The sequence below is a fragment of the uncultured Formosa sp. genome, from assembly GCF_947500765.1.
In the GTDB taxonomy this organism is placed as follows: domain Bacteria; phylum Bacteroidota; class Bacteroidia; order Flavobacteriales; family Flavobacteriaceae; genus Formosa.
Map to the genome: position 1 here is coordinate 254,990 of NZ_CANMTH010000003.1, position 16,783 is coordinate 271,772.

The 16,783-nt window shown below is 29.7% G+C and carries 15 protein-coding genes; all 15 read right to left on the reverse strand.

Going from position 1 to position 16,783, the window contains the following annotated elements; genetic code table 11:
* Nucleotides 1-252 precede the first annotated feature (252 nt).
* The 15 genes from Q1B05_RS07355 to Q1B05_RS07425 all read right to left on the reverse strand — a co-directional run bounded on the left by Q1B05_RS07355 (nucleotide 253) and on the right by Q1B05_RS07425 (nucleotide 16,781).
* Entirely contained in the window at nucleotides 253-1,929 is a 1,677-nt protein-coding gene (locus Q1B05_RS07355; protein ID WP_299779160.1) for a S8/S53 family peptidase, read from the reverse strand.
* Between the two features lie 368 nt (nucleotides 1,930-2,297).
* Complete coding sequence (locus tag Q1B05_RS07360; RefSeq protein ID WP_299779162.1) at nucleotides 2,298-2,936, reverse strand: CPBP family intramembrane glutamic endopeptidase; 639 nt, start codon at nucleotides 2,934-2,936, stop codon at nucleotides 2,298-2,300.
* Nucleotides 2,937-3,255: 319 nt separating this feature from the next.
* Nucleotides 3,256-4,689 carry an FAD-dependent oxidoreductase gene (locus Q1B05_RS07365; RefSeq protein WP_299779164.1) on the reverse strand — a complete coding sequence of 478 codons (1,434 nt, stop codon included), beginning with the start codon at nucleotides 4,687-4,689 and terminating at the stop codon, nucleotides 3,256-3,258.
* Nucleotide 4,690: 1 nt separating this feature from the next.
* Entirely contained in the window at nucleotides 4,691-5,362 is a 672-nt protein-coding gene (locus Q1B05_RS07370; protein WP_299779166.1) for a phosphoglycolate phosphatase, read from the reverse strand.
* 200 nt (nucleotides 5,363-5,562) lie between these two features.
* Nucleotides 5,563-6,324 carry a Bax inhibitor-1/YccA family protein gene (locus Q1B05_RS07375; RefSeq protein ID WP_299779169.1) on the reverse strand — a complete coding sequence of 254 codons (762 nt, stop codon included), beginning with the start codon at nucleotides 6,322-6,324 and terminating at the stop codon, nucleotides 5,563-5,565.
* 18 nt (nucleotides 6,325-6,342) lie between these two features.
* On the reverse strand, nucleotides 6,343-6,936 hold the full coding sequence (locus Q1B05_RS07380; RefSeq protein ID WP_299779171.1) for a hypothetical protein: 594 nt from the start codon (nucleotides 6,934-6,936) through the stop codon (nucleotides 6,343-6,345).
* Nucleotides 6,937-7,036: 100 nt separating this feature from the next.
* Nucleotides 7,037-8,026 carry a hypothetical protein gene (locus Q1B05_RS07385; RefSeq protein WP_299779173.1) on the reverse strand — a complete coding sequence of 330 codons (990 nt, stop codon included), beginning with the start codon at nucleotides 8,024-8,026 and terminating at the stop codon, nucleotides 7,037-7,039.
* Nucleotides 8,027-8,242: 216 nt separating this feature from the next.
* A complete protein-coding gene (locus tag Q1B05_RS07390; RefSeq protein ID WP_299779175.1) occupies nucleotides 8,243-9,043 on the reverse strand; it encodes a hypothetical protein in 801 nt (266 codons plus the stop codon).
* Between the two features lie 77 nt (nucleotides 9,044-9,120).
* Nucleotides 9,121-10,059, reverse strand: coding sequence for a septum formation inhibitor Maf (locus tag Q1B05_RS07395; RefSeq protein WP_299779177.1), 939 nt, complete (start codon nucleotides 10,057-10,059; stop codon nucleotides 9,121-9,123).
* 162 nt (nucleotides 10,060-10,221) lie between these two features.
* Entirely contained in the window at nucleotides 10,222-10,800 is a 579-nt protein-coding gene (locus Q1B05_RS07400) for a hypothetical protein (protein WP_299779179.1), read from the reverse strand.
* 17 nt (nucleotides 10,801-10,817) lie between these two features.
* Entirely contained in the window at nucleotides 10,818-11,243 is a 426-nt protein-coding gene (locus tag Q1B05_RS07405; protein WP_299779181.1) for a UPF0158 family protein, read from the reverse strand.
* A 171-nt stretch (nucleotides 11,244-11,414) separates the two neighbouring features.
* The gene (locus tag Q1B05_RS07410; protein WP_299779183.1) at nucleotides 11,415-12,614 is read right to left on the reverse strand and encodes a hypothetical protein; all 1,200 of its coding nucleotides are present in this window, start codon (nucleotides 12,612-12,614) and stop codon (nucleotides 11,415-11,417) included.
* 165 nt (nucleotides 12,615-12,779) lie between these two features.
* Nucleotides 12,780-13,799: a cytochrome c peroxidase gene (locus Q1B05_RS07415; RefSeq protein ID WP_299779185.1), complete on the reverse strand. Its 1,020-nt coding sequence runs from the start codon at nucleotides 13,797-13,799 to the stop codon at nucleotides 12,780-12,782.
* An 81-nt stretch (nucleotides 13,800-13,880) separates the two neighbouring features.
* Nucleotides 13,881-14,753, reverse strand: coding sequence for an MbnP family protein (locus tag Q1B05_RS07420; RefSeq protein ID WP_299779187.1), 873 nt, complete (start codon nucleotides 14,751-14,753; stop codon nucleotides 13,881-13,883).
* A gap of 42 nt (nucleotides 14,754-14,795) precedes the next feature.
* The gene (locus Q1B05_RS07425) at nucleotides 14,796-16,781 is read right to left on the reverse strand and encodes a TonB-dependent receptor (protein ID WP_299779189.1); all 1,986 of its coding nucleotides are present in this window, start codon (nucleotides 16,779-16,781) and stop codon (nucleotides 14,796-14,798) included.
* Nucleotides 16,782-16,783 lie beyond the last annotated feature (2 nt).

Genomic DNA, 16,783 nt, shown 5'->3' on the forward strand with positions numbered 1-16,783 from the left:
AAAAGGTAATTCATACTAATAAATTTAAGTATCCTTTTAGGATGAATTACTTTTTTTACGAGCGATTTTTAATGTTTCTCATAATTTAATTATTAGAATTTTTATCACACAAAAATAAGATTGAATCCGAAAAAGAATAGGGGATTAAAGTCTTTATTTTAAAGATTATTAATAATGAAAGACATAAAAAAAATAGAACATAGTAACCAAGGGAAACGATATTCTATTTTTATAAGCGTATATAATAATGTATTATTTCACAATAAATTTTTTAATTATTGAATTGTTTTGAAGTTTATTTCTAACCTTTACAAAGTATGTACCAGAACTTAATTCTGAGATATTTACAGGTAATTCTGTGTTTTCTGTAGTAGTTTGTATACGATTTAAGCTTTGCCCAAGGGTATTGTATATTTCTAAATAATACTCACCATTAACTATATTTGAAATTTTTAAAGTTTCTGTATTTGAAATGGGATTTGGGTAAATTAATAAATTACTTTCATTTGTTACAATAGCATTTATACTTAATGCTTCACCCGATATTGCTTCATTTGTTAAAGCTTGATATGCGTTAATTCTCCCGAATCCATAATATTCATCATATCCGCTTGTGTCTTCTGTTGGATCTCCAACTTCATCTTCTGAAGAGGCTTCTAAAATAGTATGTATTTCATCTACAGTTAAATCGGGGTTTACAGATAATATTAAAGAAATTACACCAGTTACTTGTGGTGCAGCTTGGGACGTTCCACTCCAATAGGTGCCAAATTTTGTGTCATCTAAATAGTTTAATCCGAAAATGAAATTACCAGGTGCTACAAAGTCTAATTCAGGACCGTAATTACTTCCACCTCCCCATGAAAATGGTGCGCTTCTAGTATCATCTGAATTTGTTGCACCAATAGCAAATGCTTTATCATATTTAGCAGGATACCTTAAGGTTGATGAATTTTGATTACCAGCCGAAACCACTACAGTAACATTATTTTCATAAGCATATGTAATCGCATCTTCTAGGAGCACAGATGCACTTGCTCCTCCTGCCGAAAGGTTAATAACCGAGGCTCCATTATCTACAGCATAATAAATAGCTTCTGCCCAATTACTATAATAACCACTATTACTAGCATTTAATACTTTACAAATCATGATTTTAGAATTCCAGTTTACTCCAGCAAATCCGGTGGTATTATTACCATTGGCAGCTATTATTCCAGTAACATTCGTACCATGTCCATGATCATCGGTAGGATCATTATCATCATTTACAAAATCCCAACCATTTATGTCGTCTATATAACCATTACTATCTGAGTCGTTGGCATCTGATGATTCTTTACTATTACTCCATATTCTTCCTGATAATTCAGGATGATCTAGCTTTGCTCCAGAATCTAATACCGCAATAATTAAATCAGGATCGCCTTGCGTGATGTCCCAAGCTAAATCTGTATCCATATCGGCATCTTCTTTTGCTATAATGGTAGTCGCAGATGTAGTGAATGTGCCGTCGTTATAGTGTTGCCATTGACGATAAAAACTCGTATCATCTGGAGTTGTTTGTACACCATGTCCATAACCAATATAATCGGGTTCAACATACTCGAATAATCCTGTTTCTAGATAGGATTTGATAAGTGATTCTATGGGTGTATTTAATTCATTAAAATTAAGAATATAGGTGTCTGATTCGTTCTTGTTTCCTGTTAATTTTATTGATTTAATAGAATGTTTTTTGTTTAATAAAATAATTTCTGAATTGTCGAAATTTTGATTTTTAATAACGGTTTTACTATTTGGTGTTTTATTTGTTTTAAATTTTAAAATTAACCTAGGAGTTATACTTGTATCTGTGGTTTGTGAGACTGAAATTTGACTATAAAAAAGCGTGAGAAGAATTAATAGTTGTGTAATTTTAGTTTTCATATATTAAAAGATTTGGTTAGGATTGTGTTTGTAATTTTTAATGCTAAATGCATTTTTTTAATTATAATTCACAAATTATTGTATATAAAACTAATGAATAAAATACTGTAAAACCTTTGTTAGTGGACTACATTTATACTACAGCTTAAGGTTCAATTGTATTTTTATGATAACGAGAATAAAAAGAAATTTAATTAATATATTGTAAATATTAAGTTATTTAAATGATAGATTTGATAATCTTATAATTCATTATCTTCTTATGATAATTGGTGCTTTATTGGATATTATAAATAGTTGTATCGTAAATATTTTTATAGATTATATAATACATTAGTTATCGCATTGTTTAGAGGAGTACAGTAAATTTACCAATTCCCTTTTTCATATAAATCTAAAAATGAAGCAGCAGATAAATTCAAAATATCAACTAAAAAGTGAGCAAATATAATCCACTTTAAACTATCTGTTTTTTTATAAACAAGCCCCCAAATTAGTCCCATAACAAATGTTGCAATGATTATGGTAATTCCGCTATTTAATTCAGAGTGTATTCCAAAAATGGCATGATTAAGTGCGAAAAATAAACTTGTATATATAATACCAGTCCATTTGTTCCAGGATCTAGTGTAATCTAAAAGGAGTCCGCGCCAATAAAATTCTTCAAGCCAAGGATTAATTAACGCTATTAAAATCCAAGGTAACCAGACGCTCCAAACGCTTAATGTATTATAGTGTGTTAAAAATAAGGGGAGTGGTAGTAACCCAATACATACAGCCAAAATAGTCCAACCTATAGGACCTTTAGCTTTTAGTAACCATTTTTTTCTTTCTTCTATTTCTGTAAATCTTAAAATGAAAAACAAAAACAGACACCATTCTATTAAGATTATAGGTATAAATACCCATTTTCCAATTATATTTCCGAATAAATGAGCTATTCCGAAGTTAATTCCGATAATAAAAAAAGGTGATACAATTACAATTTTTTTTCTCGTTAACTCCATAGTGTAGGTTTTTTAGCGTGTTATTTCAATTTTTACTCGATGCATTTTCATGGATTAAATACTAAAATGTGGTTTACACTTAAATATAATGAATTAAAAAGTATTTATTTTAATTTCATTACATGTTTTTTTAAAATAAAGTATTTTAAGTCTTTGATTAGTAGTTGGTTTTGATTAATATTAGCTTTGAATTTAAAAGTTTTACTTAATGGCATAATTAATTAGTGACAGGCTGTAAGTGTCATTTCATTATCATAATGTTTACTGAGTAAGTATTCTGAATGTAATAGAATTACATGATTAATATTAAAAAAAATTATTAATCTTTCTTTATAACCAGTTTAGATAATGCGCCTGGGTAACCACGTTCTATAGCTAATTTAGCAGCTAATACATCAATCTCATGTTTAGAAATACTATCTAATAATTCGTTTTGATTTGATTTATTAGGTATTGCAATTATAATGCCTTCTTCCTGAATTTTATTTAGAATTTGATTAGCAACAGTTAGGGCAGAGGATGCTTTTATAATTTCACTACGCGCATATGATTTACTAGGAAAACGAACTTCTCCTACTCTTAAGCTTGGATCGTGTCCAGAGATTTGTTGTGCACCATACATTGGAGGACCTCCAACAGTTGCAGATTTAAAAGATGGAATAAATTTTCCAACAAAATCAATTGCATTTTCTGTTCTGCTTTTAATCTCGTCTGTTTTCCAATCGCGATGTAATTTTTGGGTAATACTTTTATTGAATTCAGGTTGTACAGCATTACCTTTAGATTGTACTAATCCATTTTCGAATAAAGTAATATCTTCTGTCATGCCATGAATTTGATAATACTCATCACAATATGGTGTAAGTTGTGCCATGCCGTGAGGTGTACCACGCTTTCCATGAAAGATAAGCTCTGGAATTAACCCCGGAATTGGTTGCCATTTAGACACATAGGCAGCTTTAAATTCGATTAAACGTTCTGAATTTAAATGTAAAGATTCATCAAATTTACCTGTTTTAAATCCACTAGAATTTACCAAATACTTAACCTTATATACTTTATCTTTTGTACATATCTCCCAATTATAATCGAGATTTTTTTTACGAACATCTTTTATATCAATTACATACGTATTTGTTTTGAGATTGCAATGTTCAGATTTGTTTAAAGCTAATTGTGCTTGAGCTGCTAGTCTAAAAAGATTCCAACCATATTCTTGAACTAATATTACGGGGGTTTTTAACTGGTTGTAATCAATTAATTTAATAGCATTTGTCATCCATTCATCAGCTGTATTCGGACGTTTTACAGTAGGCCGTTCTGTCAAAGTTATTAAATCGGCTTTATTATATAATTTGTAATACTCTTCAGGAGTACCCAAAATTTGATTAGCAGGATCTTCATTTATTAATTCTTTATAATAGGAAACTAACATTTCTAACCGACTTTCAATAGTATCGACTTCATATTTTTCCGTTTTAGGAATGCTAATAAATGTTGGTCTTTCGTCTATAGATTGCGGAAATAATCGTGCCATTTCTATAGATTGTTTCATGAGTATTCTACACTGTTCGTCTGAAATATCTGGATATAGATTTCCTCCTGCATGTAAATGACAAAAAGGAGGGCCATTAACAACGCTTGGTTCTTGTTCGAACACAATATTATCTATACCGTATTTGGCTAGTTGTAATGCGATAACAACACCAGAAACACCTCCACCGATAATACCTACATTATGAATTTTACTCATATTAAAATAGATTTTGTAGCTCTGAAAAATTATCTACTACTAATGTTGGATTATAATCTGCTATATTTTCATTGTAATTATAACCATAACTTACACCAATACTTTCCATATTTGCATGTTGTGCAGCAAGTATATCGTTTTTAGAATCTCCAACCATAATGCTTTTTTCTATTGTTGTATCCATTTCTTTTACTAAGTGTAAAAGGGGAGTTGCATCTGGTTTTTTCTTAGGTAATGAGTCTTCTCCAACCCAAGAATTAAAGAATGTTTTTATCTTTAATGTATCTAAAATGGGTTCTATAAAACCAAGAGGTTTATTAGTGCAAATTACCATTTTAAACCCTTTATTTTGTAACGTTTTTAAAGTTTCTAAAACACCAGGATACATAAAAGTATCTTTACACGTTTCGTCTTTATAAGCTGATAAATACAAATCAAAAGCTTCTTTAAAAAAATCATCAGTCAATTCTTTATTGGGCATAGCATATTCTAAAGCTCTTCTTACTAAGGGTTTTGCTCCATTACCAATAAAAGGTGTAACGTTTTCTATTGTTAATGGTGATGCATTATAATGCACTAACATTTTATTTATAGCCAACGTTAAATCGGGAATACTATTAATGAGTGTGCCATCAAAGTCGAATATAATAAGGTCTTTGTCTTTAAATTTCAAAATGCTTGTTTTTTAAGGCAAAGATGGGGAAGTTTTAATAAAACAGAGCGTATTTAAGATAATTTTGATAAACGAAATACATTAAAAAAACGGTTTTATACGTGCTGTTTTAATTGTAATAAAATTACCAAGATAAATTTAATTAAAAATGTTCTCTATCCGTTTTTTTATTGACACAATTAATGTTTTTAGTTGTTGTACTAATTTCTGCTTTTAGATTTACCTAACAATCTTAGTATTTCAATATATAACCAAATTATGGTTACCATTAATCCGAAAGCGGCATACCATTCCATGTATTTAGGAGCTTTAGCTTCGGCTCCTTTTTCAATAAAATCAAAATCGACAACTAAGTTTAACGACGCAATAACAACAACAAATAATGAAAAGAGTATACCGCCTATAGAGTTGTCATGTAAATAAGGTAAATTAAACCCCATAAAGCCTCCTATTATAGATGCTAAATAATATAATCCAATTCCTGCTGTTGCAGAAGTAACTACAAGTTTAAAATTTTCTGTAGCTTTAATTATTCCTAATTTGTATATAATTAATAAGCTAAATAGAATTCCGAATGTTAAAACAATAGCTTCTAACACAATTCCTGGGAATTGCTGTTCCATTAATGCAGATAACCCTCCTAAAGCTAAACCTTGTAATGCACAATATACTGGTGCTAAATAGGGTGCTGTTTTATTTTTAAAAATTATAATTATAGCAACAGCAAGCGCGCCTAGAGCACCTCCTAGTAAGTAAGGCTGTATGCTAGCAAGATTTAGACTATTTTGATATAAATCCCAAGTTATATATGCTGTTAAAAGCACTGTTAAGCCTAGTAATGCTGTTTTATTAACTGTACCGTTAATAGTCATTACTTCTTCTAAATGTGCCGATGATTTTACTTTAGCTTTTGTAAATACTTCTGTGCTTAAAGCTGGATTTTTAGATTTGTATAAGGCCATGTGCTGCCGGTTATATAATTATAGTTTGTCTGTTAATGTTTTAGGGAGTATTTTTTCTAAAATTACTTTCTGACTTTTTTCTATGACTAAAAATTTCCAATCTGTATTTCCGTTTTCAGAAATGGCATATGCGTCTTTTTTAGCATAGATATTATAAATACCTGTTTCTTCGTTATATGATACATTTTCTGCTCCGAATGTTTGATCAAAAGAGGCTTTGGTTAAACTTAATCGGTTATTCGTTTGCTGTTCCGTTTCTTCTAAATCATTATTAATTTTTATATTCATCTGACTGGAATACGTTAAGAGTGCATAATGTTTAGCTTCTATTTTTTCAGCATCTTGGACCGATATAACTTTCGGATCTATTATTTCAAACGTCATTGCAGGGTTACTAAACGTCTGTTTTAAAACAATTATTAATTGTACTTTCGGTATAATTTCAAAAAATTCTGGCGTGATATAATCCATTGATTTTTCAAACTCCATATTCACTATATAATTTAAGTAATCGGTGAATTCAGATTCAATATTCTTTTTATAGTCTTGTGTAAAACCAACGGTACAATAGGTTAAAAATAAAATTGTAAGTACTTTGTTCTTAATTTTCATCGCTCTTATTTGTGGTTGTTTGATATTTTTTAATCAATATATAGGTATTAATTATCTTTGTTTTGTTACAAATTGTAGTAAAACTATTAAATTTTTAGCATTATTTTATTAATGTATTTTCTAATTTTAAGCTTGATATATGTACTAAATCTCCTTCTTTAGTTGTTGGATCTGCATCCATATTAATTGTTCGTTTTGGTGTTTTTACAGTTATACCGTTAGAATGAATTATATATTGAGCACTCTTATTTGTAAATGTTAATGTGTGTGCGTTTGTATTGTATATAAAATTGTTGGAATAATAAAGTTCTACCTTATTGTCTCTATCTGTAAAAACATAGAATAGTTGATTGTTAGTAGTGTGAATTAAATTCATTCTTTTTCCATTCTTAAAGCTAAAAGCAAATATAGTTTGGAATTCTAAATCTGGATCTAAAATGCTATACGTTTCCTTAACCATTTGGTTATTTATTCTATTGGTTTCAGAATAATCTATAAATATTCCATTTATATTTAAAGATTCTTCTAAAATATTAAAAGCAACCGGTTTATCGTTTAGTATTTTATATTCAGAATATTGATGCCAACAACATCCGCTTTTTGTCATGGCATGTAGGGTTTTAGTATCGTAATCTACTTGAAACATACCACAATATTCTTGTGCTAATCTAGTGAAGTCTGGACTATAAACTAAGCCACTATTTTTTTGTAAATATATTTGAAAAGAAGGACCGTGATAACAACTGTTTTGTCCGTCCATAATAGCTAAATCATCTATACCATCAAAATCAAAATCTTGAGATATAATTATACTTTGTTCGCCATATGGCAATTGTAGTACATTTGTTTTTACTTGGTTATCATGATCTAAATTGAAAGTGAATGCGTTAGATTCTATTTCTATTAGTCTTTCATTTGTTTTTGAATCAAAAATTGTAATGGTTCCTCTCTTAAAAACGTCATCTTGATATCCTTTGTCAATGTGTAATTTTCCAATATAATTATCTGAAAAACTAGTTATATTATAATCTGTTTGTGCTATTGTAAATAAGGGTATTGTTATTAGAAATAGAATGAATAAAGTTTTCATATAATTATGGTTTTATACATAAAACGTTTGTGTAAATAGGTTAGAACTGCTAATTAATTTTAAACGTTGAAGTAAGCTGAATTTTAGGTAAAGTTAAAAGTTTTATGGGGCTTATATATACCTGAATTCTATGATTTTTATGCTTTATACGTTTAATAGTTTATCATTGATAATAGTCTGTTTTTGCTTGAGTATTAAAGTGGTTATATCAATGATTTATTTTAATTGAATGTGAATATGATCGTCGTGTCTAACTGCTCTGCAACCATGATATCTTATTTTGGTATTAGACAGATTCATTCTGCTTTTTAAATGAGGTTCGATAAATAGTTTTCCTAAACTCTGATTTCTCAGAAAACTATTTATTAGTGTTCTTGTTCCTTTTTTAGAAAACACTAAATCTTTATTAATGGTTCCTAAAGTTAGATATTTAGGATAATCGTATTGAAAATGACCACTTTTTAAGCAGACATCTATTTGGTTATATTCAGTTGGTTTTGGATTTTCAAAACTACCATAGCCACTTACAGATTTTTGTGTATTAGTGATTTTTCCGTCTTCTGTTTCGTAAATTAAACTGATATCTATTTTTTTTCCGTCGTTATGACTTAAATGTGGAAGCAGCGGAAATGCATTAATAAAAGGGAAATTTGCATCTAGATAATGAATCTCTATAGGTGTTTTCTTTAAAGTTGAAGCAGTCTGACTTAATACTGTGTTTAATTCTGGCAGCACATAATTTCTATTAAGTAGAACAGTGATATAGTTTGTAGGCTTTATTTTGTCTGAATGTTGTACTCGTTCTCGTCCAAACAGTGGTGCAATATGTGGCACAATAAATAGGGTAGAACATAGATATAGACTAATAAAAATAATAGATGTTTTAAAGGGTATTTTTTTATTCCATTGTTTTGAAAGTATTAAACTTATTATAAATACAATTCCACCAATTTGAGAAATTATAGTTAGTATAATAAAAAGGAATAGTCTAAATATTATTTTTAGTAACGTTTTCAAATTTAAATTCTAAGTTATTTGATAAAAAAAGGGTTTTAAACGTCACCATTTTGTTTAAATCCCTTTACTTATAGTGCTTATTTTATTAATTTAAGCTCGTCTCTTTTGGCTTCGTCTTTTATACTTTTTTGATTCCAATAGGGTTCCTGAAGGCTTGCTTTCAATTTTGCTGTAGTAATTAAACCATCTCCATCGTTTTCTGTCCAACCCATAATTTTATAAGGAAATTCATGTTCTACTTCTATAGTTAACGTTCTAGGTATGCTGGTATATTTTATGGTGTAATTTATAGTGTTTTCTAATTCTGTTTTACTAATTATAGCTTTAGAAACTTGCATTTTTTTATGCGTAAAACGACTAGAAATTGTAGAAGGTATTAAATCTATTTCTCCTCCAGGTAATTGTCCATTGTTAATACGAATCCGTGTCATAAGATCTTCTTCTAAGAATGCAACTTCCAATTTATGTTCTTCATCGCCATCAGATTCAAAATAAGAAAATTGTTTAAAGTTGTATGTATTTCCATCTAAGTTTAACTGTGTAAAGGTGTGTCCACACCATTCCTGAATACTTGTGGTAGATTTTAAAGTATACGGATGATTCATAAAATCGATAGGAGTAAAGGTAGATGTCACAATTGAATAATCGTAAACGCCAGTATTAAATTTGCGTACATGGTTTAGTTTCATAACCGAAACGTTATCTTCGCCAGCATCTTTTGGTCTATCTAATTTTACTTGTTTGCTTAAAGAAAAAGGTTCTGTAACAAAAATTAAAACCACTTCGCCATTCCGAATTTCACCATATCTAGACTGCTTTAAATTGTAACTGCTAAGTTCTGCTTTTCCAGAATACCAATACGATTTAAAATTTTCCTTTAAAGGTGTCTTACTTAATTTTACAACTTTAGCGGTCTCTGTCTTTATAGGCTCTGTGCTTTTTTGTTTATCTTGTTTTGCATTACAAGCGATGAATGAAAAAAGAATAAAGTAAATGAGTATGAGCTTAGTATTCATATAAATATTTTTTATTATTGATAACGTCTTTATAACCTAAGTTAAATAGTCAGACGCATTTAGTATCTTGTAATTACAAAGACTGTTTTTAAATAAATCCTGTTTTATTAGCTAATACCACTTTTATTTAAAAAACAAGTTTGTTTTTACTGAGCAAGTTTCTTATAAATTAAGATTAAAATCATCTAATTTATGTAATTCTTCAGCAATAATACCATGCCATCTTTGTTGTTCTTCTAGGTTTGTGGAATGACCTGTATGAGAATCATAACGCATTTGAAATTGAATGTATGATTGAAATAAATTTTTATGAATACGTCTATAATCAGATTCTAATATTTGACCAACTTTGTGTTTTTTAGCCTGAATTTCCCGTCTCATTTTTCTTGCATATAATTCTGCAATATCAAAATGTAATTGTTCGTGATTTATTATATGAACATTATCTGTGTTTATCCATGAGAGATCTTTATGGAATTTTGCTAAAACACAATATTCATAAACACCATTTTTATAGGCGTAGGGAACAATAATAATATTAGCACCTGTTAATGCTTTTTTTGTAGATGTAGAATCAATATCACCTTGGAAATCGGTGAGTTTTAATTTCCTGTCTGTAGTCCAAATAATAGCTTTATCTGTTTCCTTTTCAATCTTTTTTACGGTTTGTGCATAGCTGTTTGTAGATACGCCTGCGCTAATTAAAAAGACCAATATGTAACAGTTAAATAATAGATTCATTTAATTAAATACAGATTTTAGTCTATGTTGTTTAATTGATTTTCTACTATTTTTTCTACCTGTGTATTTTTAAATGCAAACCAAGATGCTCTAAAATCAGATTGATCTATAGCATATTTAAAATTCTGAAAGGGTTTCTTTTTATTTAAAATACCTTTCAACTCTAATTGAAATTGCTTGTCTGCTATTTGGTCTGTAAATTGTTCCATAATCTCAAAAGATTGTACGCTTTCTAAAACATCTATTTTTACTAAAACGTCTTTATTTTTCTCTACCGCTTCTAATTCGTCTTTAAAATGTTCCTGAAACTCATCGTCTTCAGGAAAGTTTAAAAAATTTGGAATCCCAATAATGTCTCCTGTTTTAGGATTGTAATAACAAGTACTGCCACAGTCTAATTCTTGTGCAATTTTTTTAATTAATTCGGAATGAGAGTTTTCCATTTAAATGTATTTTAGTTTTAAATATTAAATTTAATAAATCTTTTTGCAATTGTAATACAGTACTAGAATAATATGTTGTATCTAAATTTTGAAATTGTTTGACATAATTTTTAAGATTATTGATGTATTATAAATTAGCTGTAAATTTTAAGTGTTTAATTTCTTGAATTTTTAATATGAATTAAAATTCTTTATTATTTCTTTTAGCTGAAGCTTTAAATCTTCACCAGTATCAAAAACCATCTGTTCGTTGCTAGGAAATGGTATCAGTCTTTTACTTAAAAGAATACGATCTTCTTTATTTAAGGCACGTTCGTCGTTTTGGTTATTTTTACTTTTACGGTAATTTGTTGCATATATGTTTTCAAAGATAAACCCACTATCTATAGGAAAACTATCTATAATTTGATTCGTTTTTAAATCTACATACACCACATTTGCTAAAATTCGTGCTTCTTTAACTTGTACAGATTCTATATAATGGTATCTAACATCTATAATTTTATCTACTTTTATATAATTACCAAGACTATCTTTAATAGGATTTCCTTTTCTATCTTTCTTGTAACTTGAACCATCTATAATTTTTTTCTCTCTTAAAATTTCACGTTCATTAATACGTTCTGGTGATATATTAATTTGCTTTAAATTAAGTTGCATGGTATAGTCGTAAGTGGTGTTTTTAATTTTTTTGGCATGGTAAACACTCCATTGTTTGTCTAAGCCATATGTATTAAAATTAAGTAGGCTGTTTTGTAAACGATTTGGAATAATTTGATTGGTTTGGTTGTTTATAGTTACTAAAATATAATCGATACCCCGTATTTGTGCGTCGCCTATAAGTTGATAAGTGTTTTTATAATTAGGAGATATTGTATTTAAATAGGTTAGATTATCGTAGGCTTGACGAATGTCTGCTTTATTTTTAGAATCGAGCAATCTTACACTACTTGCATAGATGTAACCTGACAAATTGTTTTTAGAATTGATAATTACCTCATTATAATCTATAAAATGAAAAGTTGTTTTTTTTCCATTAGCCGTTAGTGGTAAAAGTGGTTTTATGGCTTCTTGTCGTGCATTTAAAGTCGTATATAAATCAAAAATTTCTTGATAGTTATCTGGATTATTATCTTTTTTAAGATAATCAATCCTGCTTAAATCTCTAGATTCTGCCTTTGTAAAAGCATCTCCAAGCATGTAAACATATTCTGTTGTACGCTTTTCAGATTTATTGGCTTTAAGTTTCTCGATTGCTGTATTTATAGCATAATCGTAATCGCCAGAATAGATAGCTTTTTCAACCTGTTTAGCGGTATTACATGCTATAACGTTAAATGTTATAAATAGGATAAGTAGTGTTCTTTTCATAATTATGGAAATGTAATGATTATAACTGTATGACAATAGTAGTGCCAAAAAAACACCTTCCCAAATTTTATTAGAAAGGTGTTTTATATTTTAAGGCTTAATTTTTTACTTTTTGAAATCTATTAATGGTTGTTGCTATTTCTTAATATAATGGTATGCTTTATATTAAAGTCCAACAAACTTCTCATCGCTTAGTGTTTTTAAAAATGAAATAAGATTGTTTTTTTCTGTATCTGTAAGTGGAATCCTATTGTCATTATCTTTCAAAATCGGATCTAAATTATCGGCTTCTAAAACACCAGTATCTAAATAATCCAGAACCTCTTCAAGGGTTTTAAACTGACCAAAACTTCCGTAAGGTGCTGTATATTCAATATTTCTTAACGATGGTACACGAAAACTCATATAATCATCTATTTCACCTGTTACTCTAGCGCGTCCAGCTTCTTCGTTATCAGGGTTTAAAGGAAATCCTATATTTCTAAAACTTTGATCGGTAAAAAGTTCTGTGCTGTGACAACTAATACATTTTTCCTGAAAAACGGCATATCCTAAAGCTTCTGCTTCGGTAAACGTTTCTTCTTCTCCATTTTGCACTTTATCGTATTTACTGTTGGCAGAAATCAAGCTGTATTCATATTGTGCTATACTGTTATATATACCATCTGCAGTAATGCCTTCACCATTAAAAGCCTTATTGAATAATGTAATATAATCTTTGTCGGTTTCAATTTTACCAATTACTTCTAGTATAGACGAGTCCATTTCTTCATGTGTTATTATAGGTACTAACGGCTGTGCTTCTAACTGTAGTTTATTTCCAACCCAATTATACACTTGCATAAATGCCATATTTTGAATAGGAGGTGGGTTACGAAGTCCAAGTCGTCCTTCAATACCAATTCCTATTGCATTGTGATCTGCAAAGGCATGTTCTTGTATATGGCAACTTGCACACGAAATGGTATTATCTGCACTTAATTTAGTATCATTAAATAATTTTTCACCTAATTCTACACCATATAACGTAGGTATGTTGGTATAAAACGAACTATTTAATTCAGGAAAGTTAATAGGAATATCTAATGAAACTTCAGGATTATTATAAGAAACGTATTCAGAATCATCTTTATTACATGATGTGAACACCAATAGTATAGCGACCGTTCTTATTATATGTTTCATATTAAAAATGTGTTTGAATGCAATTAAAAGAGTCGGTTATATGTTTTACCAAAACCGACTCTTATTTAGTGTGTTTTTTATTTAGTTTTCTACAGCTGTAATAGAAAACATACCTGTAATATCATCACTACCATTACCACCAATATTGTCTACAAACTTTGTCATTTCTGTTGCTGTATGTGCACTTGGTGTTGCATTATTTGTAATATCACTAGTCGTAACTAAAGTGATGGTGTAGCTATTTCCACTTAATAAATAATCAAAATCTGCTTCGATTTTAATTGTAGGTGCATTTTCTCCAACTATAGCAGCTGTAGTAAGGTTTAAAGTAATATCTCTGTATGCATCTACACCTTGGGTGTAAGTACTTTCATCATCTACAGTACCTTCAACAGTGCTACCAGAATGGAAAGATAATTCTTTGTTATCTGTATCGTAAAAACCTTCTATTTTAGTAAAACGATATCCTGTTCCCCATTCCCAATGCATTTCAGTATCGTTTTCTCCTGCTGCATCATAAAAATTAGGGAAACTTACTTGGTCTAAAGTATTTAATTCTGATTTTACACCTAATCCAAATTTAATTTGGCTGTAATTTGCTGTTGGAATATCGCTTAAAACATATTCTAACGTTTCTGTTTTAGATTGGTTTACAATTGTTGCACCGTTATCTAAATCGTTAACATTATAAGGAATTTCTGTTCCGTCTTCTTTAATTAATCGAATGTTACTAATTACATATTTTAATTCAGAAAAGTGGTGTACTTGTCCAGCGTCTGATGTGTTTACTGTTGCATCTGTATCTGTTTCATCTCCTAATACAATAGTTGTACCTTCAAACGTATTGTTAAATTCTAAAATCACATTGTTTGCTACAGGAATATCGTCGTCACTACAAGACATAATTGCTAATGGTATTATGGCTATTAAAAGGTAATTTTTTAAATTTTTCATTTTTTTTATTTAATTATTAATAGTTATTTTTTTGGTTAATTTTTATAGGTCTATTTTTAACGATGTAAAAATATTACGACCCATTCTCGGAATATTTCCCCAGTCTGCATAGGTGCTATAGTATTCGTTAAACACATTTTCTGCACCAATCTGGAATACTGTTTTGTAATTTTTAATATAAAATGTGTAATCTGCAGAGATGTTCCAATTGGTGTAAGATGGTGTCTCATCTTCTCCGTATTCTGGACTGTAATCAATTTGTTTTAAATCGCCATTAAAAGATGTTCTAAAACCGATTTTTTGATACGAATAATGCAAAGAAGTCTGATAACTTAAAGGGCGAATAAAGGGTAAATTGTTTTTATTTTCATCTAAACCACGTGCATAAGTTAAGGTTCCTTTCCAATGTAAATTGTTCAGAATAGAGTAGTTGGCATGCATTGAAAAATTGAATAATGTAGCATGGTCCAAAGACGTGTAACCTTTTACCCCAACCGATTGATAATTCATTGGACTGCCCTGACTTAAAATTCTCCCTATAATGTAATTCTGAATATAGAAATAGTTGACTTGTGCTTTAATACTTCCTTTTTTGTTTTTAAAACCAGCACTTGCATTAGCCTCATAAGAAATTTCATTTTCTAAATCAGGATCTCCAATGTAATCGTAGCGATCAAAACTGTTATAGATATAATAGCCATAACCTTCGGAAACAGAAGGTGCTCTATGGCCATATCCACCACCAATAGAAGATTCAAATCCGCTAGCGTTAAATTGATAACTCGCATATAAATTTGGTAAAAAACGTGTCTTTTCTTGTGAAGCTCCCGGATGAAAAATCCAATTGAATTCTATGTATTTTGAATAATTGTAATTCAGACCTAAAGTTCCTCCAAAATTTAACTGACTCTTTTCTGAAATGTCCCATGAGTTACTTATAGAAAGTCCAGCATAACGCGTGGTTACCCAAGGCCAACTATATGCAAACATGGTAGTTTCGCTTCGGTCTTGAGGATACATACGCATTTCTGCTATAGATAAATTGTCGTACGCATTAATTTGTATTTCTGATGAATAATTTTCTTTTTTTAGATTCACTTTAGATAATAAACCATAAGTTGTACTCCATCCAGGCATATCCATATGTACCAAATTCTCTGGTCGTGTAGTATCATCCATATAATGTTCTATGGTATTAAAATACACTTTAGTATCCCAAACTTTTATAAGCTTATCTTCAAAAAATTGTTTGTAAGTTACAGAGGTTATTAATGCTCTAGAGAGTGATAAGTCCATAGGTAATGCAGGATAGCCCACATCTTCAGCTTTATCAAAAATGGCATCTACACGCACCGATGACAAGTTTGTTGTTTTGTATGCAATACCCAAAGATGTATTGAATTTTTCGTATTGAGAATGTTCTACTTCATCTGTGTTTCCATCGGTATAATTTTTTGCTTTACGATACGAAATACTACCGTCTGCAACTAGTTTGTCACTTGAATATGATACATTTCCAAGATTAAAAAATTGATTGTTATTAAATTCAAAACCAGATTGATAAGCGCCATTCCATGTTTGCCCTAACGCGAAAGCTGTGCTTTTTCGTTTTAAATCTATACTTCCAGCTACGGTTGCACCATGCATGCTGCCTTCTTGACCAGATTTTACATCAATATCAGACAAGTTATTACTTTCAACATAAGATGTTACCGGATCCATTTTATCTGTACAGGCCCCAAAAATATGCATTCCATCTATAGTTACTGTCGAGCGTTCCGTACTCATATTATTAAGCAACGGTTCCCACGCATAAGCACCACGTTTAATAAAGCTAATGTTATCTGACGATGCCAAAAATTCATCTACAGAAACAGCCATTTTCATTGCTGTTTCTATTTTGTTTTTTTTAGCAGCGATAACAAGAACTTCATCTAAAACCACATTAGAACTGTCCTTTTTTATCGGCGTATTCTGAGCATTTGCTAATGTTCCTAATGCAAGTATTATTAGAGTTATTCGTTTCATAT

What these genes read in the sequence shown, in the direction of transcription:
- Q1B05_RS07355 (WP_299779160.1), bottom strand. Translation starts at nt 1,929, where the DNA reads ATGAAAACTAAAATTACACAACTATTAATTCTTCTCACGCTTTTTTAT.
- Q1B05_RS07360 (WP_299779162.1), bottom strand. Translation starts at nt 2,936, where the DNA reads ATGGAGTTAACGAGAAAAAAAATTGTAATTGTATCACCTTTTTTTATT.
- Q1B05_RS07365 (WP_299779164.1), bottom strand. Translation starts at nt 4,689, where the DNA reads ATGAGTAAAATTCATAATGTAGGTATTATCGGTGGAGGTGTTTCTGGT.
- Q1B05_RS07375 (WP_299779169.1), bottom strand. Translation starts at nt 6,324, where the DNA reads ATGGCCTTATACAAATCTAAAAATCCAGCTTTAAGCACAGAAGTATTT.
- Q1B05_RS07380 (WP_299779171.1), bottom strand. Translation starts at nt 6,936, where the DNA reads ATGAAAATTAAGAACAAAGTACTTACAATTTTATTTTTAACCTATTGT.
- Q1B05_RS07385 (WP_299779173.1), bottom strand. Translation starts at nt 8,026, where the DNA reads ATGAAAACTTTATTCATTCTATTTCTAATAACAATACCCTTATTTACA.
- Q1B05_RS07395 (WP_299779177.1), bottom strand. Translation starts at nt 10,059, where the DNA reads ATGAATACTAAGCTCATACTCATTTACTTTATTCTTTTTTCATTCATC.
- Q1B05_RS07400 (WP_299779179.1), bottom strand. Translation starts at nt 10,800, where the DNA reads ATGAATCTATTATTTAACTGTTACATATTGGTCTTTTTAATTAGCGCA.
- Q1B05_RS07405 (WP_299779181.1), bottom strand. Translation starts at nt 11,243, where the DNA reads ATGGAAAACTCTCATTCCGAATTAATTAAAAAAATTGCACAAGAATTA.
- Q1B05_RS07410 (WP_299779183.1), bottom strand. Translation starts at nt 12,614, where the DNA reads ATGAAAAGAACACTACTTATCCTATTTATAACATTTAACGTTATAGCA.
- Q1B05_RS07415 (WP_299779185.1), bottom strand. Translation starts at nt 13,799, where the DNA reads ATGAAACATATAATAAGAACGGTCGCTATACTATTGGTGTTCACATCA.
- Q1B05_RS07420 (WP_299779187.1), bottom strand. Translation starts at nt 14,753, where the DNA reads ATGAAAAATTTAAAAAATTACCTTTTAATAGCCATAATACCATTAGCA.
- Q1B05_RS07425 (WP_299779189.1), bottom strand. Translation starts at nt 16,781, where the DNA reads ATGAAACGAATAACTCTAATAATACTTGCATTAGGAACATTAGCAAAT.